We start from the raw sequence: 26,517 nt of genomic DNA, 5'->3' as shown, positions 1-26,517 counted from the left end.
CCATTGAAATCGTGCTGACCGGTGCAGACAAGCCGGCGTTACTCGTAATTGCTGAAGCGGGACATCGGCGGCGGCGCGGACGGCAGCGGCGTGTAGCCCGGCACCCCGGCGCGGAATGCGGCCACGAGACCGTTGTCGACGCTCGACAGCCCCTTCAACGTCAGCTGCATCATGACTCGCGTCGACGAATTCTGTTGCCCCGACGTGTTCACGCCGTTCGCGTACCGCTGGACACCGACTCCGAGCGCCCAGCAATCCGCGTCGTATTGTAAGCCGAGCAGACCGTCGACGACCCGGTCGGCGGCCAGGTCGTAGTTGAAGCGGCCGATCGCATACAGGCGTCGCGTGAGCGGCCATTGCGCGGACACCAGGAACTGGTTGATCGGCTGGTTGTCGAGCGTCGTGTTCGCACGCGTATAGCGGTAGCCGACGTTGATCACGCGGCGCTCGCCCGGGCTGAAACCGAAACCGACGCTCGACTTCACGAGCTGGTTGTTGTTCTGGTTGTACTGGAACGCCGTCTCCGACATGAAGCCGGAGCCGAGTTTCAGCGCGGCGCCGACGATCAGGTCCGAGTGGCGCGCCAGCACGGCGCTCTGCCCGGAATTCAGCGTGACGCGCTGGTCGGCGAAATAGTACTGCTGCGCGACCACGAAGCGCGCGCGTTCGTCGCCCGTGCGCGGATCGATGAAGCGCGACGTCAGGCCGGCCGTGATCCGGTTCGCGTCCGCGATCCGGTCGTTGCCGACGAACGTGTTCGGCTGGTAGATCTCCGCGAGGCCGAAGTCCGATTCCGCGGTGTCGAACAGCGGCGCGTTCGACTGGTCGCGATACGGCGTGTACACGTAGTACAGACGCGGCTCGAGGGTCTGGATGAAGTCTTGGCCGAACAGGCGCACCGAGCGGTCGAAGATCAGGCCCGTGTCGAAGCTCACGGTCGGAATCGACTCGGTGAAGCGCTTCGGGTTGTTCGGCGTGCGCGACGACAGATAGTTCAGGTCGTACGACGCGAAGTGATACTGGACCTTCGGCACGACGAAGTAGCCGGGGCCGTACACGCCGTATGCGATGTACGGGTTGAAGACGATGCGGTCGCCTTCGGTCGCATCGGCGGTCGTGATGCGGAACCGCGAATAGTCGGCTTCCGCGCCGAAGTCGAAGCCGCCGACGTTGTACTTCGTGTACTTCACGTTCAACTGCGGTTCGCGGCTGTACGGCGCGATCGACGGCGGCAGCGTCTGCCAGTGCTGGTAGCGCGCGAGCACCGACCACGGGCCGTTGTTGTACGTGAGCCCGGCCTCCTGCTGGTACAGCGTCTGCGTCCCGTTGACGAACTGGTTCATCGACCCAAGGTCTTCGGGATACGTATCGTCCGAGACCTTGTTGTAGTACACGTAGCCGCCGAAACCGCCACCAAAGTTCTGCTGGTGCTGCCAGTAGATCGCGTAGCGGTTGCGGTGCGCGAGCCGGTCGTCGGGCAGGTAATTGGCCGTAAACGTGCCCGAATACGACGGCGACAGATAGCGGAACGTCGCTTCCGTCTGCACGCCGCGCCGCGAGATGATGCGCGGCGTGATCGTCAGGTCGCGGTTCGGCGCGATGTTGAAGTAGTACGGCAGCGTCAGTTCGAACCCGTTGTTCGAGTTCATCGAGAACGTCGGCGGCAAGAGGCCGCTTCGCCGCTCGCCCGACAGCGGGAACGTCATCCACGGGCTCGCGAAGATCGGCACGCCCTGGAAGAACAGCACGCCGTTGCGCGCGGTGCCTTCGTCGGCGCCCGTGTCGAAGTCGAAACGGCTGCCCTTGATGTACCACGCGGGGTTCGTCGAGCACTGGCACGCGGTGTAGGTGCCGTTGACGAACACCGAGCGCTCGCTGTCGAGCAGGTCGACGCGCTCCGCGCTGCCGGACCCGCCCGTCACGTTGAAGTGGTACTTCGGCGCCGTCATGAAGCCCTGGTTCGCCTCGACCTTCAGATGCGCCTCAGGGCCCGCGAACGACGTGCCGCCGTTGACTACCTTGACCTGGCCGTACGCATCGGCCATGTCGGTATCCTGATCGTAGTGGATCGCGTCGGCCTTCACGACCGCGTCGCCGCGGCGCAGCTCGGCCGAGCCCTTCGCGGCGAGGTCCTGATCGGCCGTGCCGCTCGTATGGTCGGCAATCACGAAGGTGGCCGGCTTCGCGCCGTCCTTCAGCGGATGATCCTCGAGCTGCGGGGCGAGACGAAGGTCCCACGGCGAGTCGAGCGGCTGCGGCTGCGCGGCCGCGCCCGACAGCTGCGCGTACGACACGGCCGGCACGAGGCCGGGCACGGCCAGTAGCGCGAGCGCGAGCCGCCGTTTGCGCGGCGCCCCGTCACCGGGGAAGACATTCGGGAATAGCGGTTTGGGCGGCATCTATCGTTTGGCGAATCGCCCCTTGTCAACCGCACCTGCACGGCACATTCGCGCGCGGCGGGCCGCGCCGTCGCACCGCGACTGCGGCTGAGCGCAAACCGGGGAGGCGATCGGGCGGACGGCGCGACAGGCGGCGAGCCTGCACGGCGGAAGCTGACGCGGGGCGCGTCAAAAAAGTCGTGGGGTATTATATGGCAAGACGTTCCCCCCTCCGCCGAGTTTCATGACACCCCCATCCGCCGCATCCCAGCCTGACGCCCGCCTCGACGCACTGACCGCGTGGCTGCGCCCGCTCGCCGAGCGCTTCGCCCTCGACCTGTCGACCCTCGCACCCGCGTCGTCGGACGCCAGTTTCCGCCGCTATTTCCGGGTCGCGTCGGCCACGCGCCCCGGCGGCTCGCTGGTCGCGGTCGACGCGCCGCCGCCCGAGAAATGTCGCGAATTCGTTCAGGTCGCGCAGTTGCTCGCCGCGGCCGGCGACCACGTGCCGGACGTGCTGGCCCACGATTTCGACGCGGGCTTCATGCTCGTGACCGACCTCGGCCGCACGTCGTACATCTCGGTGCTCGATCCGGCCGACCCGGTCGCGGCGCGCCCGTTGATGCGCGACGCGCTCGACGCGCTGATCCGCTTCCAGCTGAGCTCGAAGCCCGACGTGCTGCCGCCGTTCGACGAGGCATTCCTGCGCCGCGAGATGGAGCTGCTGCCCGAATGGTTCGTCGGCCGGCACCTCGGCAAGCCCGTCACCGACGCGATGCGCGGCACGCTCGACCGCACCTTCGCACTGCTGGTCGCGAGCGCCCATGCGCAGCCGCAGGGCTTCATGCTGCGCGATTTCATGCCGCGCAACCTGATGGTCTGCGAACCGAACCCCGGTGTGCTCGACTTCCAGGACGCCGTGTACGGGCCGCTGACGTACGACGTCGTGTCGCTGTTGCGCGACGCGTTCATCAGCTGGGACGAGGAGTTCGAGCTCGACTGCTTCGCGTATTACTGGGAAAAGGCCAAGAAGGCCGGCCTGCCGGTCGATCCGGACTTCGGCGAGTTCTACCGCCAGCTCGAATGGATGGGGCTGCAGCGGCACATCAAGATCCTCGGCCTGTTCGCGCGGATCAACTACCGCGACGGCAAGCCGCATTACCTGAACGATCTGCCGCGCTTCCTCGCGTACGCGCGCAAGGTTGCGCTGCGCTACCGCCCGCTCGTGCCGTTCGCGAAGCTGCTCGACGAGCTCGAGGGCAAGGGCGCGGCCGACGTCGGCTATACGTTCTGACCGCCCTCACATTCAGCCGAACATGAGCACTACCCTGACCACGGCGATGATTTTCGCCGCCGGGCGCGGCGAGCGGATGCGCCCGCTGACCGACACCCGCCCGAAGCCGCTGCTCGAAGTCGGCGGCAAGCCGCTGATCGTCTGGCAGATCGAGGCGCTCGCGCGCGCGGGCATCGAAACGATCGTGATCAACCATGCGTGGCTCGGCGAACAGCTCGAGACAACGCTCGGCGACGGCTCGCGCTGGGGTGTGCGACTCGCGTATTCGGCCGAAGGCGACGCGCTGGAAACCGCCGGTGGCATCGCGCAGGCGCTGCCGCTGCTCGAGCACGACGACCGGCCGACGGTGTTCGCGGCGGTCGCGGGCGACGTGTACTGCGCATTCGACTACCGGACGCTTGCCGCCCGCGCCGCGCGGATGGCCGCGCTCGACGCGCCCGCGATGCATCTCGTGATGGTGCCGAACCCGCCGTTCCACCCGGACGGCGATTTCGTGCTTTGCGACGACGGCCGGCTGGCGCTCGCCGGCGCCCCGCGCGTCACGTTCGGCAGCATCGGCGTGTACGACACGCGGATGTTCCGCGACATCGTGCCCGGCACGCACCGGCCGTTGACGCCGTATTTCAAGGCGACCATCGAGGCCGGCCGCGCGAGCGGTGAATTGTATGAAGGTATCTGGGAGAACGTCGGCACGCCTGCGCAGCTGGGCGAACTGGATGCGCGGCTGCGTGCCGCCGCAGGCTGAGCGTTTCGCGGCTGGCCATCGAGCCACAGGGCGCGGCGGCCAAGGGCCCGCAAGGCCGATGACGGCCCGGCCGATCGCCGGCAGGCCGCTCCTGAATCAAAGGCCGAGCATGCTGCGCCGGAGCGCCCGGCCGTGACGGCGCAACGCCGCCCGATGCCGAACGGCCGGCGAACCGACCGTTCCCGCGCCGCCCGGCGCGGCATCCACGCTCACGCGGCCTCGGCCGCTTCCCCGCCCGCCGCCGCGCGCTGCTGCTGCAGCGCCCACATCTGCGCATACAGCCCGTCCGCGCGCACGAGTTCGTCGTGCGTGCCGCGCTCGACGATCCGCCCGTGGTCCATCACGAGAATCTGCTGCGCATGCACGACCGTCGACAGCCGGTGCGCGATCACGAGCGTCGTGCGGTGCCGCGCGATCTGGTCGAGTTCGTGCTGGATCGCGCGCTCCGAGCGCGAATCGAGCGCCGAGGTCGCCTCGTCGAACAGCAGCACCGGCGGATCCTTCAACAGCGTGCGCGCAATCGCGACGCGCTGCTTCTCGCCGCCCGACAGCTTCAGCCCGCGCTCGCCGACCGGCGTGTCATAGCCCTTCGGCAAGCTCTCGATGAAGTCGTGGATGTGCGCGGCGCGCGCGGCCGCGATCACTTCGTCGCGGCTCGCGGTCGGCCTGCCGTACGCGATGTTGTAGTAGATCGAGTCGTTGAACAGCACGGTGTCCTGCGGCACGATCCCGATCGATGCACGCAGCGAGTCCTGCGTGACGTCGCGAATGTCCTGGCCGTCGATCCGGATCGCACCGCCCGCCTGCCGGTCGAGATCGTAGAAGCGGAACAGCAGCCGCGACAGCGTCGACTTGCCTGACCCGCTGTGACCGACCACCGCGGTCGTCGTGCCCGCGTCGATCGTAAACGTCACGTCGTGCAGGATCTGCCGCGACGCTTCGTACGCGAAGTTCACGTGCTCGAAGCGGACCTGCGCGCCGGCCACCGCGAGCGGTCGCGCGTCGGGCGCGTCCGCGACTTCCTTCGCGGCCGACAGCAGTCCGAACATGCGGTCCATGTCGGTGAGGCTCTGCTTCAGTTCGCGATACACGACGCCGAGAAAATTCAGCGGGATGTACAGCTGCAGCATGAACGTGTTGATCAGCACGAGATCGCCGAGCGTCAGCTTGCCGGCCAGCACGCCCTGCGTCGCGCGCCAAAGGATGAATACGAGCCCGGTGCCGATGATCGCCTGCTGGCCGAAGTTCAGCACCGACAGCGAATTCTGCGAGCGGATCGCGGCCTTGCGGTATCGCTTCAGGTTTTCGTCGTAGCGCTGCGCCTCCCACTCCTCGTTGCCGAAGTACTTCACTGTCTCGTAGTTGATCAGCGAATCGATCGCCCGCGAGTTCGCGCGCGAATCGAGTTCGTTCATCGTGCGGCGAAAGTGCGTGCGCCAGTTGGTGACCTTCACGGTGAACACGATGTACGTGACCAGCGCCGCGAACGTCACGTACGCGTAGTACGCCTCGTACTTGACCACGAAGAAGCCGAGCACGAGCCCGACCTCGACAAGCGTCGGCAGGATGCTGTACAGCGAATAGGAAATCAGTTGCTGGATGCCGCGCGTGCCGCGCTCGATGTCGCGCGACATGCCGCCTGTCTGGCGCTCGAGATGGAAGCGCAGCGACAGCCCGTGCAGATGCCGAAACACCTGCAGCGCGAGCTGGCGCACCGCGCTCTCGGTAACCTTCGAGAACAGGATCTCGCGCAGCTCGGTGAAGAGCGACGTCGACAGCCGCACGAGCGCATAGGCGATGACCAGCAAGCCGACGCCGCCCGCCAGCACGATGCCGGCCGACTGCTCCGCGCGGCCGAGCGCGGTGAGTTGCTGCACCGCCGACAGATGATTGACGATGCGCTTCATCACGACCGGCACGCCGAGGTTCGCGACCTTCGCGCCGATCAGGCAGCCGAGCGCGAGCGCGACGCGCCATTTGTAGGTGGCCAGGTACGGCAGCAGCGACCGGATGGTCTGCCAGTCGTTGCGAGGCCCGGTCTGAGCCGGCGCGGGCTCGCCGGAAGCGGAATATCGGCGCATGGGGGAAGGATCGGCGGCGGCGCGGCACGCGTTGCGATGGCGGCCGGCTCGCCCGCTTTCTCGTACAATTTGCGAACGTTGTATTGTCGCAGAAGCCGCTACGCGCCGCTGCCGGCGGCCTCGCCGGCTGGCCTGCGCGCGGCGGCGCATTTATTACAGGATGAAAGCCCCCGCCATGACCGATTCGACCCTCGAACTTCCGCAAAAGCAGCCCGCGCTGCGCGTCGTCCCGCAACCGCACGACGCGAACGTCCACGGCGACGTGTTCGGCGGCTGGATCATGTCGCAGGTCGACATCGCCGGCTCGATCCCCGCGAGCCAGCGCGCGAACGGCCGCGTCGCGACGGTCGCGGTCAATTCGTTCGTGTTCAAGCAGCCGGTGTTCGTCGGCGATTTGCTGAGCTTCTACGCCACCATCATGCGCACCGGCAACACGTCGGTGACGGTCGACGTCGAGGTGTACGCGCAGCGCATGCGCCTGATGGGCGAAATCGTGAAGGTCACAGAAGCAACGCTCACCTACGTCGCGACCGGCCCCGACCGCAAGCCGCGGCCACTGCCGCCGCTCTGATCGGCGCGCGCCGCGCTGCGGCGCCGCATGCGGCCCGTCAGTGCGTGGCCGTCAGCCCGAACTCCCGCATCGCGGGCAGGAAGTCGTGATTGAGCTTCGGCTTGCGCGACAGCTTCATCAGCACGTAGCGCTGGAACGGCGCGAGCCGCTGCCACTGCGCAAGCGCAGGCGCCGGCAGCCCGGCCAGCGCGCTCTGCTGCACAAGCGCGTCCGGCACCGAATCGGTCGCTCGCCAGCTCGGCTGCTCGTCGGGCTGGAACCACGATGGTTCGAGGTCGGCGTGCGTGCGCAGCATTTCGAACAGCGCGTGATCGAAATTGGGCTCGATCGCGGTGTCGTCGTCGGCCGGGAAGCGTGCGAGCAGCTTGCGGTCCTCGAGCGGCAGCAGCTGCCACTGTTCCAGTGAAATCCGCAGACCGAAACGGTCGAGATTGAAACGCACGATCATCGGGATGTACGTCAGGTTTTCCGACGAATCGTGTTCGAAATTGAATAGCAGCGGAGCGTCGCTGAGTCCCATGGTCGTTACCTGAGTGGCGGATGCCGGCGCGGCCGGCCTGCCTGAGGTATTTTAGAACCTCTGCGCGCGAGCGGCGGACACGATCGTCGCCGCCCTGCCTCGAATCAACGGGAGTGCTCGTGAAACCGACTGAAACAGAAGAACCGCGCGGCGCGATCGAGCTGTCCGTGCGCCGCACGCGCGGCGGCGCCGTCGAAACCGCGCACGATTACGTCGGCCAGGAATGGCCGGTCGCGCTGGTCTTCAACGGCATCTCGCACGCGGTGATGATGTGCACGCCGCGCGACCTCGAGGCGTTCGCGGTCGGCTTCGCGATCTCGGAAGGGATCGTCGAACGCGGCAGCGACATCAAGGACATCGAGGTGATCCTCCACGCCGATGCATCGCTGCCGCACGCGGAGGTGCATCTGGAGGTCGTCCAGCAGGCTTTCGCCGCGCTGAAGGACCGTCGCCGCGCGCTCGCGGGGCGTACCGGCTGCGGCGTGTGCGGGATCGAGAGCATCGACCTGCTCGACCTCGCGCCCGAACGGGTGCCCGACACCGGCTTTCTCCCGCGCCTCGCGCCCGACGCGCTCGCGCGCGCGGCGCACGCGCTGCCGGTGCACCAGGCGCTCACGCAACTCACCGGCGGCCTGCACGCGGCCGCGTGGTGCGACGCAACAGGCGCGATCCGGATGGCGTTCGAGGATGTCGGCCGCCACAACGCGCTCGACAAGCTGATCGGCTCGCTCGTGCTGTCGCGCGCCGACCCGACCGACGGCTTCGTGTTCCTGTCGAGCCGCGCGAGCTACGAGCTCGTGCGCAAGTCGGCGCGGGTCGGAATCCCGATGGTCGCGACGATCTCCGCGCCGTCGTCGCTCGCGATCGAGATCGCGAAGGCGGCCGGCCTGCGGCTGGTCTGCTTCTGCCGCGAAACCGGCCACGTCGATTACGGCACGGCCTGATGCCGGCCGCCCGGCCGCTCCGTCAGTCGAACTGACGGAAATCCGGCTTGCGCTTCTCGAAGAACGCGGTCATCGCCTCGCGGGCTTCCGGCGCGCGCAGCATCGCGGAGAAGTGGCCGGCTTCCTCGTTCATCCGCGCGGCAACGGCCACCCCGCCCGTCTCCTTCAGCAACGCCTTCGTCACGCGCAGCGACGACGCCGGCAGCGCCGCGAGCTTCGCGGCCTGCTTCGCCGCGAATGCGTCGAGCTCGGCGGCCGGCAGCACGCGATTGACGATGCCGATGCGGTGCGCTTCCAGCGCGTCGAACGCTTCGCCGAGCAGCAGCTTTTCAGCGGCGACCTGATGGCCGGCCAGGCGCGGCAGCAGCACGCTCGATGCGGCTTCAGGGCACAGCCCGAGCTGCGCGAACGGCAGCGAGAATGCCGCGGTGTCGGCCGCGTAGACGAGATCGCAGTGCAGCAGCATCGTCACGCCGACACCAACCGCGATGCCCGGCACCGCGGCGACGATCGGCTTGGTCGCGCCGCTGATCCGCGCGAGAAACTGGAATACCGACGCGTTCTCGTCCTTCGGCGGCGCCTTCAGGAAATCCTCGAGATCGTTCCCCGCGCTGAAGTTGCCGTCGCTGCCGCGCAGCAGAATCACGCGGATCGCCTTGTCTTCCTGCGCGTCGGCGAGCGCATCGGCCATCGTCTGGTACATCGCCGCCGTCAGCGCGTTCTTCTTCGCCGGGCGCGCGATCGTGATCGTCATCACGCCATCGGCGCGTTCCACTTGAATTTCGGCCACAACCGTCTCCTTTGACTTTCCTCTTCCGGAATGAAAAACGGTGCGCAAGCTCGTGGCTCGCGCACCGTGATCGCTACTGTCCCGCTCCGCTTACAGGCGTTCGATGATGCCCGCCGCACCCATGCCGGTGCCGACGCACATCGTGACCATCCCGTACTTCAGGTTGCGGCGGCGCAGGCCGTGCACGACGGTCGCCGCGCGGATCGCGCCGGTCGCGCCGAGCGGGTGGCCGAGCGCGATCGCGCCGCCGACCGGGTTGACCTTCGACGGGTCGAGGCCGAGATCGCGGATCACCGCCAGCGACTGCGCGGCGAATGCCTCGTTCAGCTCGATCCAGTCGAGATCGTCCTGCTTCAGGCCCGCGGCCTTCAGCGCGGCCGGGATCGCTTCCTTCGGGCCGATGCCCATGATTTCCGGCGGCACGCCGCGCACCGCGAAGCTCACGAAGCGCGCGAGCGGCGTCAGGTTGAATTCCTTGAGCACCTTCTCCGACACGACCAGCAGCGCGCCCGCGCCGTCCGACGTCTGCGAGCTGTTGCCGGCCGTGACCGAGCCCTTGTTCGCGAACACCGTGCGCAGCTTCGCGAGGCCTTCGAGCGACGTGTCCGCGCGCGGACCTTCGTCGAGCGCGATCTCGCGCGTCTTCACGTCGACTTCGCCCGTCGCGAGGTTCGGGAAACGCTCGGTGATCGTGTATGCGGAGATTTCGTCGCCGAACTCGCCGGCCTGCTGCGCGGCGAGCGCCTTGCGGTGCGACTCGACCGAGAATGCGTCCTGGTCTTCGCGGCTCACCTTCCACTGCTCGGCGACGCGCTCGGCCGTCAGGCCCATCCCGTATGCAATGCCGAAATCCTCGCTGCGATCGAAGATGTGCGGCGACATCGACGGCTTGTTGCCCATCATCGGCACCATGCTCATCGATTCGCAGCCGCCCGCGAGCAGCGCGTCCGATTCGCCGACGCGGATGCGGTCCGCCGCCATCGCCAGCGCCGTGATGCCCGACGCGCAGAAGCGGTTGACCGTCACGCCGCCGACCGTCTGCGGCAGGCCCGCGAGCAGCGCGCCCATGCGGGCGACGTTCAGGCCCTGCTCGGCTTCCGGAATCGCGCAGCCGATGATCGCGTCCTCGATCACTTTGGTATCGAGGCCGGGCACCTGCGCGACCGCCGACTTGATCGCGTGAACCAGCAGCTCGTCGGGGCGCGTGTTCTTGAAGACACCGCGCGGGGCCTTGCCGATCGGGGTGCGGCTGGCGGCGACGATGTATGCGTCTTGCAGTTGTTTGCTCATTTGAAGCTCCTTATCCGCTCGCTCAGTTACGCACCGGCTTGCCGGTCTGCAACATGCCCATGATCCGTTCCTGCGTCTTCTGCGTGCCGAGCAGCTCGACGAACGCGCGGCGCTCGAGCGCGAGCAGCCACTGCTCGTCGACGAGGCTGCCGGCTTCGACGTCGCCGCCGCACACGGCTTCGGCGATGCGGCTCGCGATCAGGTAGTCGTGGTCGCTGATGAAGCGGCCGTCACGCATGTTGACGAGCGATGCCTTGATCGTCGCGATCGCCGAGCGGCCTGCGACCGGCACGTCCTTCGCGCGCAGCGGCGCACGGTAGCCGACGGCCGCCAACGCGCGTGCTTCCTTCTTCGCGGTGTCGAGCAGCTCGAACACGTTGAAGATGATCGTGTCGGACGGCTTCAGGTAGCCCATCGCGCGTGCATCGTGCGCCGACGACGATACCTTCGCCATCGCCGCGTTCTCGAACGACTTCGTGACGAACTTCAGGATGTCGGTGGTCGCGTTCGCGGCCGTTGCCGCATCCGCCGCGCGCAGCGCCGCTTCCTTCAGGCCGCCGCCCGCCGGCACGAGGCCGACGCCGACTTCGACGAGACCGATGTAGCTCTCGACGTGCACGACACGCTTCGCGCTGTGCAGCATCAGCTCGCACCCGCCGCCGAGCGCGATGCCCGACACGGCCGCGACGACCGGCACGTTCGCGTACTTCACGCGCAGCATGCCTTCCTGGAACTTCTTCACGAACGGCTCGATGCCCTTCGCGCCGCCCATCATGAACGCGGGCATCGCCTCTTCGAGGTTCGCACCGGCCGAGAACGGGCCGCCCGGCGTGCCGAGCTTCAGCGACGTCGGCTGCCAGATCACCACGCCCTTGTAGTCCTTCTCCGCGAGTTCGATCGCCTGCACGAGGCCGTCGATCACGCTCGGTCCGATCGTGTTCATCTTCGACTTGAACGACACGATCACGACGTCGTCCTCGCCTGCGCGATCGTCGACCCATGCACGCACGGCGTCGGTTTCGAACAGCGTCTTGCCGTACGTCTTCGGATCGGCGCCGGCTTCGCCGACGAGCGGCGCGCGGAACACCTGCTTGCCGTAGACGGCCAGATCGGAGCGCGGCACGAAGCGCTTCGACGCCGGCGCCCACGAGCCTTCGGCCGTGTGCACGCCGCCCTTCTCCGCAACCGCGCCTTCGAGCACCCACGACGGCAGCGGCACGTTCGCGAGCGCCTTGCCGGCCGCGATGTCTTCCTGCACCCACTCGGCGACCTGCTTCCAGCCGGCAGCCTGCCAGCCTTCGAACGGGCCTTCGTTCCAGCCGAAGCCCCAGCGGATCGCGAGGTCGACGTCACGCGCGTTGTCGGCGATCGACTCGAGATGCACGCCGATGTAGTGGAATACGTCACGGAAGATCGACCACAGGAACCGCGCGTGCGGATGGTCCGTCTCGCGCAGCAGCTTCAGGCGTTCCGCCGGCGGACGCTTCAGGATGCGGCCGACGGTTTCATCCGCCTTCGCGCCCGAATCGACGTACGTGCCCGTCTTCGCGTCGAGCACCTTGATCGCCTTGCCTTCCTTCTTGTAGAAGCCACCGCCCGTCTTCTGGCCGAGCGCGCCCTGCTTCACCAGTTCGGCGAGCACGGCGGGCGTCTGGTAGACCGGGAAGAACGGATCGTCGGCGAGGTTGTCCTGCATCGTCTTGATCACGTGCGCCATCGTGTCCAGGCCGACCACGTCCGCGGTGCGGAACGTCGCCGACTTCGCGCGGCCGAGGCGGCTGCCCGTCAGGTCGTCGACTTCGTCGAAGCGCAGGCCGAACTTCGCGGCTTCGGTGATCACCGCGAGGATCGAGAAGATGCCGACGCGGTTCGCGATGAAGTTCGGCGTGTCCTTCGCGCGCACGACGCCCTTGCCGACGATGCTCGTCAGGAAGGTCTCGAGCTGGTCGAGGATCTCCGGACGCGTGTGCGCGGTCGGGATCAGCTCGACGAGGTGCATGTAGCGCGGCGGGTTGAAGAAGTGCACGCCGCAGAAGCGCGACTTCAGCTCGTCCGAGAAACCTTCGGACAGCTTCGTGATCGACAGTCCCGACGTGTTGGTCGCGAAGATCGCGTTCGGTGCGATGTGCGGCGCGACCTTCTTGTACAGGTCGTGCTTCCAGTCCATCCGCTCGGCGATCGCCTCGATCACGACGTCGCACTCGGCGAGCTTCGCGATGTCGTCTTCGTAGTTCGCGGCTTCGAGGTATTTCGCGTCGTCCTTCACGCCGAACGGCGCGGGCGACAGCTTCTTCAGGTTCTCGATCGCCTTCAGCGCGATCGCGTTTTTCGGGCCTTCCTTGGCCGGCAGGTCGAACAGCAGCACCGGCACGCGCGCGTTGACGAGGTGCGCGGCAATCTGCGCGCCCATCACGCCGGCGCCCAGCACGGCGACCTTGCGAATCAGGAAATTGCTCACGGGATGTCTCCGGATAATGTCGTGCAGCGCGGGTTGTGAGGGCTGCACGGCGAAGTGAGTACCAGGAACCGTTGCGTTCGGGCGGCGCGCGGCGCGCACCGCCCGGACTCGCGTCAGAACAGCGATTCGTCGACTTCCATCAGCGTCTTCGAGCCGGCGCGCGCGGCGCGGATCGTCGCCGCCGTCTCGGGCAGCAGGCGCGCGAAATAGAAGCGTGCGGTCGCGAGCTTCGACTTGTAGAACGGGTCGCCCGACGCTTCCTTGTCGAGGGCGAGACGCGCCATGCGCGCCCAGAAGTACGAGAACACCAGGTGGCCGACCGTGCGCAGGTACGGCACGGCGGCGGCGCCGACTTCGTCCGGGTTCTGCATCGCCTTCATGCCGATTTCCATCGTCAGCTTCTGCACCTTGTCGCCGATGTCGGCGAGCGGGTTGATGAACTCGGCCATCTCCGGCTTCACGCCTTCGGCTTCCGCGAATTCGGAGACGAGCTTGCCGAACTTCTTCAGCTTCGCGCCCATGTCGCCGAGCACCTTGCGGCCCAGCAGGTCGAGCGACTGGATCGAGTTCGTGCCTTCGTAGATCATGTTGATCCGCGCGTCGCGCACGTACTGCTCCATGCCCCACTCGGAGATGAAGCCGTGGCCGCCGTAGATCTGCATTGCGTGGTTGGTCGACTCGAACGCGTTGTCGGTCAGGAACGCTTTGATGATCGGCGTGAGCAGCGCGACGAGGTCGGCCGCTTCCTTGCGCACCGCTTCGTCACCGTGCGACAGCTCCTTGTCGATCTGCAGCGCGGACCAGTACGTGAATGCGCGCGCGCCTTCCGCGTAGGCCTTCTGCGTGAGCAGCATGCGGCGCACGTCCGGGTGCACGATGATCGGGTCGGCCGGCTTGTCCGGGGCCTTCGGGCCCGTCAGCGAGCGCATCTGCAGGCGCTCCTTCGCGTACGTCAGCGAGTTCTGGTACGCGACTTCCGTGAGGCCCAGGCCCTGCATGCCGACGCCCAGGCGCGCGGCGTTCATCATCACGAACATTGCGTTGAGGCCCTTGTTCGGCTCGCCGACCATCCAGCCCTTCGCGTTGTCGAGGTTCATCACGCACGTCGAATTGCCGTGGATGCCCATCTTGTGTTCGATCGAGCCGCACTTGATGCCGTTGCGCTCGCCCGGCTCGCCCGCGGCGTCCGGAACGAACTTCGGCACGATGAACAGCGAGATCCCCTTCGTGCCTTGCGGCGCGTCCGGCAGGCGCGCGAGCACGAGGTGGACGATGTTCTTCGACATGTCGTGCTCGCCGCTCGAGATGAAGATCTTCGTGCCGCTGATCGAGTACGAGCCGTCGCCGTTCGGTTCGGCCTTGGTGCGCAGGATGCCGAGGTCGGTGCCGCAGTGCGGCTCGGTCAGGCACATCGTGCCCGTCCATTCGCCCGACACGAGCTTCGGCAGATACTGCTTCTGGAGTTCCGGCGCGCCGTGCGCGTGCAGGCATTCGTAGGCGCCGTGCGACAGGCCCGGATACATCGTCCATGCCTGGTTCGCCGAATTAAGCATTTCGTAGAGCGCGTTGTTCACGAATGCGGGCAGGCCCTGGCCGCCGTAGTCCGGATCGCAGCCGAGCGCCGGCCAGCCTGCCTCGACGTACTGCCGATACGCTTCCTTGAAGCCGGTCGGGGTCTTCACGACGCCGTCGCCTTCATACGTGCAGCCTTCACGGTCGCCGACCTGGTTCAGCGGGAACAGTACCTCGGAGCAGAACTTGCCCGCCTCCTCGAGGACCTGGTTGATCGTGTCGGCGTCGAGGTCCGCGTGCCGCGGCATTTGCTTGACCTCGGCTTCGACGTTCAGAAGCTCGTGCAACACGAATTGCATGTCGCGCAGCGGCGCGGCGTACTGTCCCATGACTCTCTCCAAAGGTGGGCAAAACGGCTCGAGCTCCCGGCGGGCGGATCACGCGCCGCTAACGGCTCTCGCTCTGATACGAAACGATCGTCTTTTCCAGCGCGGCCCACGTGAGGCGCACGGCATCCGGCGAATGCAGGAATCGTGCGTCGTGATGCAAGCCGAGCGTGAAGCTGTACAACTCGAAGAGCATCAGGTCCGGATCCGTATCCGCACGCAGATGGCCTTCTTCCTTCGCCTGCGAAATGGCACGCAGCATCGCGGCACGCCAGGCCGTCACGCTCGCGATCAACTGCTCGCGCACGGGGCTGTCAGGCCGGTCGTCGTACTCGACGGCGCCGCTGATGTAGATGCATCCGGTCGTCACCTCCTGGATGCGCTTCTCCGTCCAGCGGGCCAGCATCGCCCGAAGGCGCGGCAAGCCTCGCGGCTCGCGCAGGCTCGGAAAGAACACCTCGTTTTCGAAACGATGGTGATACTCGCGGACGACCTCGACCTGCAGGTCTTCGCGCGATCCGAAGTGCGCGAACACACCACTCTTGCTCATCTGCATGCGCTCGGCCAGCAGGCCGATCGTCAGCCCTTCCAGCCCGTCACGGCTGGCGAGGTCCAAAGCAGCTTCGAGTATCGCGGCACGCGTCTGTTCGCCTTTTCGCATAGCTATTTCTGTAACCGTTCGGGGGTTCGAATAAAATCGAACGGCCGTACTATTATTGAGTGCGGCCGCTCGCGAAACAAGGAAATTATTAGAAACCGGTGTCTAACCGAGCCGCTATTTTGCGCGATTCCGGCGGGACCGGAGCGGCTTTTCCGCACGAACGTGCGGACAGATTTTTGAAGCGGATGCTTAGTCCGTGTCAGTCGTAACCACCGACCGTCAGCGCCTTCATCACGATGCGGTACGTGTTGTATGCGAGCCAGTTCAGCATGCGCTCGATGCGCGGCCGCGCGGCATACCGGGCAGCGTCGATTTCACGGCCTTCGGTGAAGGCGGCCGCGATCGCGTCGCGCAGTTCGTTGGTGACCGCATCGTAGCGCACCAGCACGACATTCGCCTCATTGTTCAGCATCAGGCTCAGCGCGTCGAGGTTCGACGAGCCGACAGTCGCCCAGTTGTCGTCGATCACCGCGACCTTGCCGTGCAGGATCGTCTTGTCGTATTCCGCCACGCGCACGCCCGCGCGCAGCAGCGCGTGATACAGGAACGGCACGGCCGTATCGAGCGCCGTGAACTCGTTGCGGCCGATCAGGATCCGCACGTCGACGCCGCGGCGCGCGGCGCCCGTCAGCGCGCGGCGCAGCTTGCGGCCCGGCATGAAATACGGATTCGCGAGCAGGATCCGCTGGCGCGCCTGGCCGATCGCGGCGAGATACGCCTTCTCGATCGCGCGACGGTTCACGACGTTGTCGCGCGCGACGAACGCGACGCTCGGCTCCGTCACGACCCGCAGCGCACCGGCCTTGATCCACCGGTGGCTGCGCATCCAGCGCCGGAACATGTCCGGGAACGCCTCGCCGCCGTGCAGCCCGGCCGCGTACTGCGCGTACGGCTTGTGGCCGAACTGGATGCGGTGCCACTGCAGTTCGAACGCGGCGCGCACGTCCGACACCGCCGGCCCGGCCATTTCGACCGCGAAATCCCAGCGCGGGAACGGCAGCGTCGCGCTGCCCTGCGCGTAGTCGTCGACGATGTTGATGCCGCCGCAGAACGCGACCGCATGATCGATCACCGCGAGCTTGCGGTGCGTGCGCGAGAAGCCGAAGCGGCCGAACAGGTAGCGGTTGTAGATGCAGTGCTCGACACCGGCCTCGGCCCACGTATCGAACAGCGGCAGGCGCGCGGTGCCGACGCCGTCGGTGATCACGCGCACGCGCACGCCGCGCTGCGCTGCGCGAATCAGCGCATCCGACACCGGGCGGCCGGCCGCGTCGTCGCAGAAGATGTAGGTTTCGAGCATCACCTGCTCGCGCGCCGCATCGATCCGTTCGATCAGCGCGTGGAAGAATTCGCTGCCGGTCTCGCAGAGCCGCACCGTGTTGCCGGCCGTGAACGCGAGCCGCGACGCGGAGCCGCGCTCCTGCAGGAACATCTGCCGCAATTGCGCGAAGCGCTTGCGGGTTTCCGCATTCATGCGGACGAGCCGTGCGGCGCCCGCGCGAGCGACACGCGCACGGGCAATTGCAGGATCGCCTCGGCGTTCGACGGCGAGAAGCAGCGCGCGGCCGCTTCGCGGTACGGCAACCACGCGTGGTCGACATGCTCGCGCGGCGACAACGTCACGTCGACGCGGCGCGGCACGCACAGGCCGAACCAGTGCTCGACGTTGCGCGTGACGCCCGGCGCATAGCGATGCAGGTATTGCGGATAGATGCTGTATTCGATCCGGTGGTGCCAGTCGATCAGCGCGGTGGCCGGCACGTCGTGCGACCCGACCGAGATGCCGGTTTCCTCGGCGACTTCGCGCGCGGCCGTGAGCGCGAGCGGCTCGTCGAGCGCGTCCTTCGATCCGGTCACCGATTGCCAGAAATCGGGCTGGTCGGCACGCTTGATCACCAGCACGTCGAGTTCGGGCGTATAGATCACGACGAGAACGGATTCGGGGATTTTCGGCGGCTTCGTCATCTTTGTTTCATGCGGCACAGGGCCGGGCGCCGGGCCTGTGCCGGAACGTGCGGCAAGTGCTGCGACTGTACCGCAAAAAACGAAAAAGGCGCACCACGGCGCCTTTTTCGCTGGATGTCGTGCACGCGTTGCCGCGCACACGACCTGTGGCACGCGTTACGCCTTCGGCTGTTCCGGCTGACGCAGACGGATGTGCAGCTCGCGCAGTTGACGCTCGTCGACCGGGCTCGGCGCCTGCGTGAGCAGATCCTGCGCACGCTGCGTCTTCGGGAACGCGATCACGTCGCGGATCGAGTCGGCGCCGGCCATCATCGTGACGATGCGGTCGAGGCCGAATGCGATACCGCCATGCGGCGGCGCGCCATACTGCAGCGCGTCCAGCAGGAAGCCGAACTTCAGTTGCGCTTCTTCCGCGCCGATCTTCAGCGCGCGGAACACCTTGCTCTGCACTTCCTCACGGTGGATACGCACCGAGCCGCCACCGATTTCCCAGCCGTTCAGCACCATGTCGTACGCCTTCGCGAGGCAACGGCCCGGATCGGTCTCGAGGTACTCGAGGTGCTCGTCCTTCGGGCTGGTGAACGGGTGGTGCGCGGCGACGTAGCGCGCATCTTCGTCGTCGTATTCGAACATCGGGAAGTCGACGACCCACAGCGGCTTCCAGCCGGCCTGGACGAGGCCGTTCGCCTTGCCGAATTCCGAATGACCGATCTTCAGGCGCAGTGCGCCGAGGCTGTCGTTGACGACCTTCGCGCGGTCGGCCGCGAAGAAGATGATGTCGCCGTCTTCAGCGCCGGTGCGCTCGAGGATCGCCGCGATCGACGCGTCGTGCAGGTTCTTGACGATCGGGCTTTGCAGGCCGTCGCGGCCCTTCGCCTTCTCGTTGACCTTGATCCATGCGAGGCCCTTCGCGCCGTAGATGCGCACGAATTCCGTGTAACCGTCGATGTCGCCGCGCGACAGCTCGCCACCCTTCGGCACGCGCAGCGCCGCGACACGGCCGTCCTTCGCGTTGGCCGGCGTGCTGAACACCTTGAAGTCGACATCCTTCATCGCGTCGGTCAGCTCGGTGAATTCGAGCTGCACGCGCAGATCCGGCTTGTCCGAACCGAAACGCGCCATCGCTTCCGAGTACGGCATCACCGGGAATTTCGCGTCGAGTTCGACGTCGATCGTCGTCTTGAAGATGTGACGGATCATGTCTTCGAACAGGTCGCGGATTTCCTGCTCGCCGAGGAACGACGTCTCGCAGTCGATCTGCGTGAATTCCGGCTGACGATCGGCACGGAGGTCCTCGTCGCGGAAGCACTTGGTGATCTGGTAGTAACGGTCGAAGTTCGCGACCATCAGCAACTGCTTGAACAGCTGCGGCGACTGCGGCAGCGCGAAGAACTGGCCCGCGTTCACGCGCGACGGCACGAGGTAGTCGCGGGCACCTTCCGGCGTGCTCTTCGTCAGCATCGGCGTTTCGATGTCGATGAAGCCCTGCTCGTCGAGGTACTTGCGTGCTTCGATCGCGACGCGGTAGCGCAGGCGCAGGTTGTGCTGCATCTGCGGACGGCGCAGGTCGAGCACGCGGTGCGTGAGACGCGTCGTTTCCGACAGGTTGTCGTCGTCGAGCTGGAACGGCGGCGTGACCGACGCGTTCAGCACGTTCAGTTCGTGACACAGCACTTCGATCTTACCGCTCTTCAGGCCGGCGTTGACCGTGCCGTCCGGACGGTTGCGTACGAGGCCCTTGATCTGCACGCAGAACTCGTTGCGCACGCCTTCGGCGGTCGCGAACATTTCCGCGCGATCCGGGTCGCACACCACCTGCACGAGGCCTTCACGATCGCGCAGGTCGATGAAGATCACACCGCCGTGATCGCGGCGGCGCTGCACCCAGCCGCACAGCGACACGGTTTGGCCCAGCAGGTGTTCGGTCACGAGACCGCAGTATTCAGTACGCATCGACATGATGTTTGCTTTCGTTCGGTTTGATCAACGGGTGCCGCAACGCGCGGCCCGGGCGATGATTCGTTACTTACAGCGGCGGCTCGACGGGACGGCGGGCGGGCGCCGGAGCCGGCGCCGAAGGCGCCACGACGCCCATCGAGACGATGTACTTGAGCGCGGCATCGACCGACATGTCGAGTTCGATGACTTCGCTCTTCGGCAACATCAGGAAGAAGCCCGACGTCGGGTTCGGCGTCGTGGGCACGTACACGCTCACGTACTCTTCCGTCAGATGGTTGACCACGTCGCCACCGGGCGTGCCCGTCAGAAACGCGATCGTATACGAGCCGCGCCGCGGGTATTCGATCAGCAGCGCCTTGCGGAACGCGTTGCCGCTGCTCGACAGCAGCGTGTCCGACACCTGCTTGACGCTCGTGTAGATCGGCCCGACGACCGGGATGTGACGTACGACCGCGTTCCACCACGTGACGAGCTTCTGGCCGATGAAGTTCTGCGTGGCCAGCCCGACGACGAAGATGAACGCGAGCGTCAGCACCGCGCCGATCCCCGGCAGGTGGAAGCCGAGCATCCGCTCCGGCTGCCACGATTCGGGCAGCAGCAGCAGCGTCTGGTCCATCGTGCCGATGATGAGGCCGAGCACCCACAGCGTGATCGCGAGCGGGACGAGAACCAGCAGGCCGGTCAGGAACACCGTTTTCAGGGTCGTCTTTTTCATCATCTGCCGTCAATGAACCGCGCCGGAAGCGCGGGTTGGTCGCGGCCCGGTCGGGCCGCGACGGTCAACTGCCGGCGGCGGGCGCCGCAGCCGGGGCCGGCGCGGCGCTCGTCGTCGTACTTTCGGAGCTCGCGGCAGCGGGCGCGGCTGCCGTCGGCGCTGCGGCCGGTGCTGCCGCCGTGTCGCCGGACGCCGTCGCCGGCGCGCTGGTGCCGCCCGAGCCACCGCGGAAATCGGTGACATACCAGCCGGAGCCCTTCAGCTGGAAGCCGGCGGCGGTGACCTGCTTGCGAAAAGCATCCTTCCCGCATTCGGGGCACTGCGACAACGGCGCGTCGCTCATCTTCTGGAGCACGTCCTTCGCGAAACCGCACGCTTCGCATCGATAGGCGTAGATCGGCATGATATTTTTCCCGCAGAAACTGGAAACGGCTTGCAAAACCTTGAATTATAGCCGAAACCCCGACGCGCTCCGGCAACGGCCGCGACGCCCCGGCTTCAGCGACGGCGCCACGTGAGCCAGCGCTCGTGCCCTTCGAACACGGCCAGCGAATCGGTCACCGGCAGATCCTCGATCAGTTCGAAGTGCGGCGCGAGCAGCGCATCGAGTTCGGCGCGCTCGATGCCGAACGGCGGCCCCTTCGGTTTCGTAGTCACGAAGAAATAGCCGGCGAGCAACGCTCCGGCCGGCAACAATTCGGCCATCCGCGCCGCATAACCGGCGCGCAGGCTCGGCGGCAGCGCGCACAGGAACGCACGCTCGTACACCCACTGCACGTCGAACGGCGGTCGGTACGCGAAGAAATCGGCCTGCTCGACGACGTCCGCATGCGCGCCAAGCTGCGCCTTCGCGGTCGCCACCGCCTGCGCCGAGAAATCGATCGCGCGCACGGGCCAGCCGGCCTGCGCGAGCCAGCCGGCCTCCTGCGCACTGCCGCAGCCGGGAATCAGCACCGCACACGGCTCGAGGCGCTGCGCAAACGCGCGAAACCCGTCGGGCACGCCGCCGAATTCCCACGGCGTCACGCCGCGCGCGAAACGCTCGTCCCAGAACGCGGCGTTGCCGGGGTCACGCGTTGCGAAATCGGCGGCGCTCGGTGCGGACGGTCGTGTCGGTTCAGGCATCGCGCGGCTCCCTTCGTTCATGCGCCGTACGCGAGCGCGAGCAGCACGCGCGCGACGAGCGCCCCGACGCCGACGGCAAGCCCGAAGATCAGCAATGCCTGCAGCAGCCGGTTGGTACGTTTCTGCTCGACGAGGATCTGACGCATCAGGTCCTCGCTCGCCGCGCGCGGCGCGTCGTGGCGTGCCGCCATCGCATGGTGGATCAGGCGCGGCAGTTGCGGCAGCGTCTTGCTCCACTGCGGCGCCTCGACCTTGAAGCGCTCGTACCAACCGCGCAGGCCGATCTGCTCGGTCATCCAGCGCTCGAGATACGGCTTGGCCGTCTTCCACAGGTCGAGTTCAGGATCGAGCGAACGGCCGAGCCCCTCGACGTTCAGCATCGTCTTCTGCAGCAGCACGAGCTGCGGCTGGATCTCGACGTTGAAGCGGCGCGACGTCGAGAACAGGCGCATCAGCACCTGACCAAGCGAGATGTCCTTCAGCGCGCGGTCGAAATACGGCTCGCACACCGCGCGAATCGCGCTTTCCAGCTCCTCGACACGCGTCTCGGGCGGCACCCAGCCCGATTCGAGGTGCAGCGTCGCGACGCGGTGGTAATCGCGCTTGAAGAACGCGAGGAAGTTCTGCGCGAGGTAGTTCTTGTCGAAATCCGACAACGCGCCGACGATCCCGAAATCGAGCGCGATATAGCGGCCGAACGTGTTCGGATCGAGGCTCACCTGGATGTTGCCCGGATGCATGTCCGCGTGAAAGAAACCGTCGCGGAACACCTGCGTGAAGAAGATCTCGACGCCTTCGCGCGCGAGCTTCTTGATGTCGACGCCGGCCGAGCGCAGCGTCTCGACCTGGCTGATCGGCACGCCGGTCATGCGCTCCATCACGAGCACCTGCGACGTCGAGAAATCCCAGAACATCTCGGGCACGAGCAGCAGATCGAGGCCCGCGAAGTTGCGGCGCAGCTGGCTGCCGTTCGCGGCCTCGCGCATCAGGTCCAGCTCGTCGTGCAGGTACTTGTCGAATTCAGCGACGACTTCACGCGGCTTCAGGCGCCGGCCGTCGGCCCACATGCGCTCCGTCCACGTCGCGATGTCGCGCATCAGCGCGAGGTCCGAATCGATCACCGGCAGCATGTTCGGGCGCAGCACCTTGACCGCGACGGCCTTGCCCGCGTGCGGGCCCTGCTTCAGCTTCGCGAAATGCACCTGCGCGATCGACGCGCTCGCGATCGGCTCGCGCTCGAATTCGTCGAACAGCTCGTCGACCGGCGCGCCGAGCGACTTCTCGATGATCGCGATCGCGACCGCCGAATCGAACGGCGGCACCTGGTCCTGCAGCTTCGCGAGTTCGTTCGCGAAATCGACCGACAGCAGGTCGCGGCGGGTCGACAGCACCTGGCCGAACTTCACGAAGATCGGGCCGAGGCTTTCGAGCGCGTGACGCAACCGCACGGCGGGCGGATCGGAATAGCGGCGGCCGATCGTCGTGACCCGCAACAGCAGCTTCACACGCCGGTCGTCGATCCGGGACAGCATCACTTCGTCGAGGCCAAAGCGGATGACGGTGTAGACAATCTTGATGAAACGGAAAATGCGCATGCCCTGCGGCCCTCAGTGCGCGCCGCGCGGGCCGGAGCCCGTGCGCGCGCCGATTTTTTGTTCGAGTCGCTCGACCCGTTTCTCGACCCGCGCGAGCGCATCGCGCGCACGCGCCAGTTCGGCGTCGAAGCCGCCGAGCACCGTGCGCCGGACGACTTGCGGGTTTTCGTCGAGCCAGTATTCGGCGACGGAATCGAGCACGTTGCGGCCGGTGCGGCGCGCACGCGCGCCGGCGTCGCGCACGACCGTCGCGATCCGGTGCGCCGCCGCGTCGCCGACCAGCTTCGCGAGATCTTCCTCAGGTTCCCAGCGCAGGTGCTCGGCCAGCTTCGCGATCTGCGTCGCGAACTCCGCGTCGCCCTCGATCTTCACGTGCTTCATCACGGCCGCCTGGCCGCCCTGCAGGAATGCGGCGACGGTGTCGCCCGCGAGCGCGATCGACACGTCGACGTGTTGCGCATCGTGCGCTTCCACGGCGGACAGATAGCCGTCGGGCTGCACGAGCAGCGTGAGCGTGACGGGCGGCACGTCGAGCCGGGCGGTCTTGCCCGAGTAGGGGATCAGGCGGTCGCGCGCCCACGATTCGCGCGCGAGCAGGTGATTGACAGCAGCAGCAAAAGGCTTGGCGGCAAAGGTCATCGGGCTGGGAAAGAAAAAACCCGCGCGGGCCGGGCGCCCACGCGGGTTTCTATTGTAACGTCGGATCGTCGGCAGACCGCGGCCAACCGCACACCCGGGCGGCAAGCGGTCGCAGTGCGGCGGCCGTCGCCCGGGCAGCCGGCAAGCCGGCCGCCGGTCACGTTCAGTGCGTGTTGAGCTGCTGGATACCCGCGAGCAGCCAGCCCTGACTGCCCGACTTCGACAGGTTCCACACCTCGTCGAACGGTGCCGCCGACGCATTCGCCGATTCGCGGATCAGCCCGTGGAAGCGCACGCTCGCCGACTGCTCGATGCCGCGATCCTCGATCGCGACCAGTTCCGCGTCGAGCTGCACGACATCGGTCTGGTTCGCCTCGTTGCCGCGCGAGTCGAGGTCGATCTTGATCTCGGCGAACATTTCCGGCGTCGTGAACTCGCGAATGTCGGCCAGGTTGCCCTGGTCCCAGGCTGCCTGCAGGCGCACGAAGTAGACCTTCGCGCTGCGCAGGAACGCTTCGGTGTCGAAGCCGGCCGGCACCTGCAGCGGCGCGGCCGCCATCGCGCCCGCCGCGCCCGCGGCGGCTGCGCCGCCGCCGAACACGCCTTGCGCTTCGTTCGCATAGCTGCTGCCGCTGCCGCTGCCGGCATAGTTGTTACCGGTGCCGCCTTGCTGGAACGACGGGCTCTGCGAGTAGCCGCCCGACGACGATGCCGAACCGCCCACCGAGTACGCCGGTTCGTGCGAACGGCGACGGTTCATGAACTTGCGGATCAGCCAGATGCCGACCATCGCGAGCAGGGCGATCACGATGACGTTCGCCATCATGCTCGCGAACGCGCCGCCCAGGCCGAAGTGCGACAGCAGCGCCGCGATGCCGAGGCCGGCCGCGAGACCGGCGATCGGCCCGAGCCAGCGCGAGCGGTTCGGCTGCGCGGCCGGAGCCGGTGCGGCCGGATTCGCGCGCTGCGCCTGCGCCGGCGCGGCCTGCTGCATCGGCTGCTGCGCGGGCGGTGTGGCCTGGCGCTGCGTGACGGTGGAGCTTTGACGGCCGATGCTGCGCCCGCCGCCCATGCGCTTGGCTTCAGCGTCGAGCGATGCGAACGTGCCGGCCGTGAGCAGGCCGACCATCAGCAGCGTGCCGACCCGTCGAGCCCACGGCTTCGACGGCTTGCTACGGTTGAACAACGAACGCGATTCGGACATCAGCTTCTCCAGATGTAAGGCGAATGTATGGAAAGAACCCCTTAGTACTTGGTTCCTAGGTGTAACGCTACCACGCCACCTGACAAATTGTAATATTTGACGGCATCGAGGCCCGCTTGTTCCATCATCGTCTTCAGCGTGTCCTGATCGGGGTGCATCCGGATAGATTCAGCAAGATACTTGTAACTTTCAGCATCTTTCGCGAACTTGTCGCCAAGCCACGGTAATACTTTGAAAGAATACAGATCGTACGCTTTTTTCAGCGGGTCCCAGACTTTCGAGAATTCCAGCACCATCACGCGGCCGCCGGGCTTCGCCACGCGGCGCATCTCGGCGAGCGCGGCGTCCTTGTGCGTCATGTTGCGCAGCCCGAATGCGACCGTGACGACATCGAAGTAGTTGTCGGGAAAGGGAATTTTCTCGGCGTCGCACAACAGCGACGGCGTCACGATGCCCTTGTCGAGCAATCGGTCGCGACCGACGCGCAGCATCGATTCGTTGATGTCGGTGTGCCAGACCTCGCCCGTCGGGCCCGCCGCCTTCGCGAACGCCTTGGTCAGGTCGCCCGTGCCGGCCGCGATGTCGAGCACCTTGAAGCCGGGGCGCACGTTCGCCTGGGCGATCGTGAACGCCTTCCACGCGCGGTGCATGCCGGCCGACATCAGGTCGTTCATCAGATCGTAGTTGCTCGCGACCGAATGGAACACGCCCGCCACTTTCTTCGCTTTTTCGGTTTCCTCGACGCTTTCGAAGCCGAAGTGGGTTTTGCTCATCGCGTTGATCCTCAGTAAATGGCAAGACGGCGCCGAGCGGGCGCCGTCGATTTCAGTGGCAGTGACCGTGCGGCGCGGGTGCCGCCTGCATCGGCGCGTCGCGCTCGACGCCCGCCGCCTTCAGTTTGTCAAAATAGTCGCGCCACAGCGCGTCCTGCTGCGTCGCCAGTTCGTACAGCAGATCCCACGAGTAGATGCCGGTCGAATGGCCGTCCGAGAACGTCGGCTGCAGCGCGTAGTTGCCCACGCCCTCGAGCGCGGTGATCGTCACCTCGCGCTTGCCGGTCTGCAGCGTCTCCTGGCCCGGCCCGTGGCCGCGCACCTCGGCCGACGGCGAATAAACGCGCATCAGCTCGAACGGAATCCGGTAGCTCTCGCCATTCGGGTACTGCAATTCGAGCACGCGCGACACCGCGTGCACGACGACGCCGGACGGAATCGGCGTCGTGGAAGTCAAACCGCTCATGGCTGCCTCGAATCGGTCATGCGTTGAATTTCCTCGCGCACCGCATTGTGCAGCAGCGAGGCCTGCGCCGCGCGCGTGCGCAGCAGTGCCTCGGACACGCTGCGCTGGCGCGGCGCCCAGACGGGCTGCGGGAAATGGGCGTCGTTGGAGAAGCGCGGAATCACGTGCCAGTGCACGTGCGGCACCATGTTGCCGAGGCTCGCGAGATTCACCTTGTTCGGCTGCATCACGCGGCGCACGGCCCGCTCCACCGCGTAGACCACGCGCATCAGATGTGCCCGCTCGGGCTCGCCGAGATCGGAAAACTCGGCCACGTGCGTGCCCCAGATCACCCGGCAGAAGCCCGGGTAGTCGTGCTCGCCCGTCGCAAGCACGACGCGCAGCGCATCGTCCTGCCAGAGCACCTCGCCGCCGTCTTCACGGCAAAACACGCATTCCATCGTCGC

At 66.7% G+C, this 26,517-nt stretch carries 24 protein-coding genes; 4 read left to right on the top strand and 20 right to left on the bottom strand.

Annotation, left to right across the window (positions count from 1 at the left end; all coding sequences use genetic code 11):
• Nucleotides 1-38: 38 nt before the first annotated feature.
• A complete protein-coding gene (locus HWX25_RS22830) occupies nt 39-2,399 on the bottom strand; it encodes an LPS-assembly protein LptD (protein WP_175910668.1) in 2,361 nt (786 codons plus the stop codon).
• A 223-nt stretch (nt 2,400-2,622) separates the two neighbouring features.
• Here HWX25_RS22830 and HWX25_RS22825 point away from each other — a divergent pair, with 223 nt between their 5' ends.
• Both HWX25_RS22825 and murU read left to right on the top strand, forming a co-directional pair.
• Nucleotides 2,623-3,672, top strand: a complete 1,050-nt coding sequence (locus tag HWX25_RS22825) for a phosphotransferase (RefSeq protein ID WP_059820383.1) — start codon at nt 2,623-2,625, stop codon at nt 3,670-3,672.
• Between the two features lie 22 nt (nt 3,673-3,694).
• Nucleotides 3,695-4,417: an N-acetylmuramate alpha-1-phosphate uridylyltransferase MurU gene (gene murU, locus HWX25_RS22820; protein ID WP_175910667.1), complete on the top strand. Its 723-nt coding sequence runs from the start codon at nt 3,695-3,697 to the stop codon at nt 4,415-4,417.
• 209 nt (nt 4,418-4,626) lie between these two features.
• Here murU and HWX25_RS22815 read toward each other — a convergent pair whose 3' ends face one another.
• The gene (locus HWX25_RS22815; RefSeq protein WP_175910666.1) at nt 4,627-6,498 is read right to left on the bottom strand and encodes an ABC transporter ATP-binding protein/permease; all 1,872 of its coding nucleotides are present in this window, start codon (nt 6,496-6,498) and stop codon (nt 4,627-4,629) included.
• 175 nt (nt 6,499-6,673) lie between these two features.
• Between HWX25_RS22815 and HWX25_RS22810 the strand changes: the two genes are divergently transcribed.
• Complete coding sequence (locus tag HWX25_RS22810; protein ID WP_059528170.1) at nt 6,674-7,069, top strand: acyl-CoA thioesterase; 396 nt, start codon at nt 6,674-6,676, stop codon at nt 7,067-7,069.
• A 37-nt stretch (nt 7,070-7,106) separates the two neighbouring features.
• On the opposite strand, the gene HWX25_RS22805 is transcribed toward HWX25_RS22810, so the two are convergent.
• The gene (locus tag HWX25_RS22805) at nt 7,107-7,589 is read right to left on the bottom strand and encodes a nitrate reductase associated protein (RefSeq protein ID WP_059528173.1); all 483 of its coding nucleotides are present in this window, start codon (nt 7,587-7,589) and stop codon (nt 7,107-7,109) included.
• A gap of 119 nt (nt 7,590-7,708) precedes the next feature.
• Between HWX25_RS22805 and fdhD the strand changes: the two genes are divergently transcribed.
• Entirely contained in the window at nt 7,709-8,533 is an 825-nt protein-coding gene (fdhD, locus tag HWX25_RS22800) for a formate dehydrogenase accessory sulfurtransferase FdhD (protein WP_175910665.1), read from the top strand.
• A 22-nt stretch (nt 8,534-8,555) separates the two neighbouring features.
• On the opposite strand, the gene HWX25_RS22795 is transcribed toward fdhD, so the two are convergent.
• From HWX25_RS22795 to HWX25_RS22715, 17 genes are all read right to left on the bottom strand, one after another.
• The gene (locus HWX25_RS22795; protein WP_059820386.1) at nt 8,556-9,323 is read right to left on the bottom strand and encodes an enoyl-CoA hydratase; all 768 of its coding nucleotides are present in this window, start codon (nt 9,321-9,323) and stop codon (nt 8,556-8,558) included.
• Nucleotides 9,324-9,413: 90 nt separating this feature from the next.
• Nucleotides 9,414-10,613, bottom strand: a complete 1,200-nt coding sequence (locus HWX25_RS22790) for an acetyl-CoA C-acyltransferase (protein WP_059528179.1) — start codon at nt 10,611-10,613, stop codon at nt 9,414-9,416.
• Between the two features lie 22 nt (nt 10,614-10,635).
• A complete protein-coding gene (locus HWX25_RS22785) occupies nt 10,636-13,071 on the bottom strand; it encodes a 3-hydroxyacyl-CoA dehydrogenase/enoyl-CoA hydratase family protein (protein ID WP_175910663.1) in 2,436 nt (811 codons plus the stop codon).
• A 113-nt stretch (nt 13,072-13,184) separates the two neighbouring features.
• Nucleotides 13,185-14,972, bottom strand: a complete 1,788-nt coding sequence (locus HWX25_RS22780) for an acyl-CoA dehydrogenase C-terminal domain-containing protein (RefSeq protein WP_175910661.1) — start codon at nt 14,970-14,972, stop codon at nt 13,185-13,187.
• 58 nt (nt 14,973-15,030) lie between these two features.
• Nucleotides 15,031-15,630 (bottom strand): TetR/AcrR family transcriptional regulator, encoded by a 600-nt coding sequence (locus HWX25_RS22775; RefSeq protein WP_006751498.1) that lies wholly within the window; start codon nt 15,628-15,630, stop codon nt 15,031-15,033.
• Nucleotides 15,631-15,829: 199 nt separating this feature from the next.
• Nucleotides 15,830-17,104 carry a cardiolipin synthase ClsB gene (clsB, locus tag HWX25_RS22770; protein WP_175910659.1) on the bottom strand — a complete coding sequence of 425 codons (1,275 nt, stop codon included), beginning with the start codon at nt 17,102-17,104 and terminating at the stop codon, nt 15,830-15,832.
• Entirely contained in the window at nt 17,101-17,595 is a 495-nt protein-coding gene (nudB, locus tag HWX25_RS22765; protein WP_059528191.1) for a dihydroneopterin triphosphate diphosphatase, read from the bottom strand. Before nudB ends, clsB begins: the two co-directional genes overlap by 4 nt.
• A gap of 156 nt (nt 17,596-17,751) precedes the next feature.
• On the bottom strand, nt 17,752-19,554 hold the full coding sequence (gene aspS / locus HWX25_RS22760) for an aspartate--tRNA ligase (protein WP_059820390.1): 1,803 nt from the start codon (nt 19,552-19,554) through the stop codon (nt 17,752-17,754).
• Between the two features lie 67 nt (nt 19,555-19,621).
• Nucleotides 19,622-20,272 carry a DUF502 domain-containing protein gene (locus HWX25_RS22755; protein WP_006477842.1) on the bottom strand — a complete coding sequence of 217 codons (651 nt, stop codon included), beginning with the start codon at nt 20,270-20,272 and terminating at the stop codon, nt 19,622-19,624.
• A 61-nt stretch (nt 20,273-20,333) separates the two neighbouring features.
• Entirely contained in the window at nt 20,334-20,672 is a 339-nt protein-coding gene (locus tag HWX25_RS22750; protein ID WP_175910657.1) for an FmdB family zinc ribbon protein, read from the bottom strand.
• 95 nt (nt 20,673-20,767) lie between these two features.
• Nucleotides 20,768-21,394: an SAM-dependent methyltransferase gene (locus tag HWX25_RS22745; RefSeq protein ID WP_059528340.1), complete on the bottom strand. Its 627-nt coding sequence runs from the start codon at nt 21,392-21,394 to the stop codon at nt 20,768-20,770.
• A gap of 17 nt (nt 21,395-21,411) precedes the next feature.
• Entirely contained in the window at nt 21,412-22,989 is a 1,578-nt protein-coding gene (gene ubiB, locus HWX25_RS22740) for a ubiquinone biosynthesis regulatory protein kinase UbiB (protein ID WP_175910655.1), read from the bottom strand.
• A gap of 12 nt (nt 22,990-23,001) precedes the next feature.
• Nucleotides 23,002-23,628, bottom strand: a complete 627-nt coding sequence (locus HWX25_RS22735; RefSeq protein WP_175910653.1) for an SCP2 sterol-binding domain-containing protein — start codon at nt 23,626-23,628, stop codon at nt 23,002-23,004.
• A 163-nt stretch (nt 23,629-23,791) separates the two neighbouring features.
• Entirely contained in the window at nt 23,792-24,832 is a 1,041-nt protein-coding gene (locus HWX25_RS22730) for a TIM44-like domain-containing protein (protein ID WP_175910651.1), read from the bottom strand.
• A gap of 41 nt (nt 24,833-24,873) precedes the next feature.
• Complete coding sequence (gene ubiE / locus HWX25_RS22725; protein WP_059528209.1) at nt 24,874-25,605, bottom strand: bifunctional demethylmenaquinone methyltransferase/2-methoxy-6-polyprenyl-1,4-benzoquinol methylase UbiE; 732 nt, start codon at nt 25,603-25,605, stop codon at nt 24,874-24,876.
• 52 nt (nt 25,606-25,657) lie between these two features.
• Nucleotides 25,658-26,071 (bottom strand): DUF971 domain-containing protein, encoded by a 414-nt coding sequence (locus HWX25_RS22720; RefSeq protein WP_011886002.1) that lies wholly within the window; start codon nt 26,069-26,071, stop codon nt 25,658-25,660.
• Nucleotides 26,068-26,511: an HIT family protein gene (locus HWX25_RS22715; protein ID WP_044846840.1), complete on the bottom strand. Its 444-nt coding sequence runs from the start codon at nt 26,509-26,511 to the stop codon at nt 26,068-26,070. The genes HWX25_RS22720 and HWX25_RS22715 overlap by 4 nt, the downstream gene beginning before the upstream one ends.
• Nucleotides 26,512-26,517: the final 6 nt, after the last annotated feature.

Origin of the sequence: Burkholderia sp. BCC1640, from assembly GCF_902833125.1 — a bacterium.
Classification (GTDB): Bacteria; Pseudomonadota; Gammaproteobacteria; order Burkholderiales; family Burkholderiaceae; genus Burkholderia; species Burkholderia diffusa.
The sequence above is the reverse complement of the archived record's forward strand: the minus strand, read 5'-3'. Positions and strand labels throughout refer to the sequence as shown.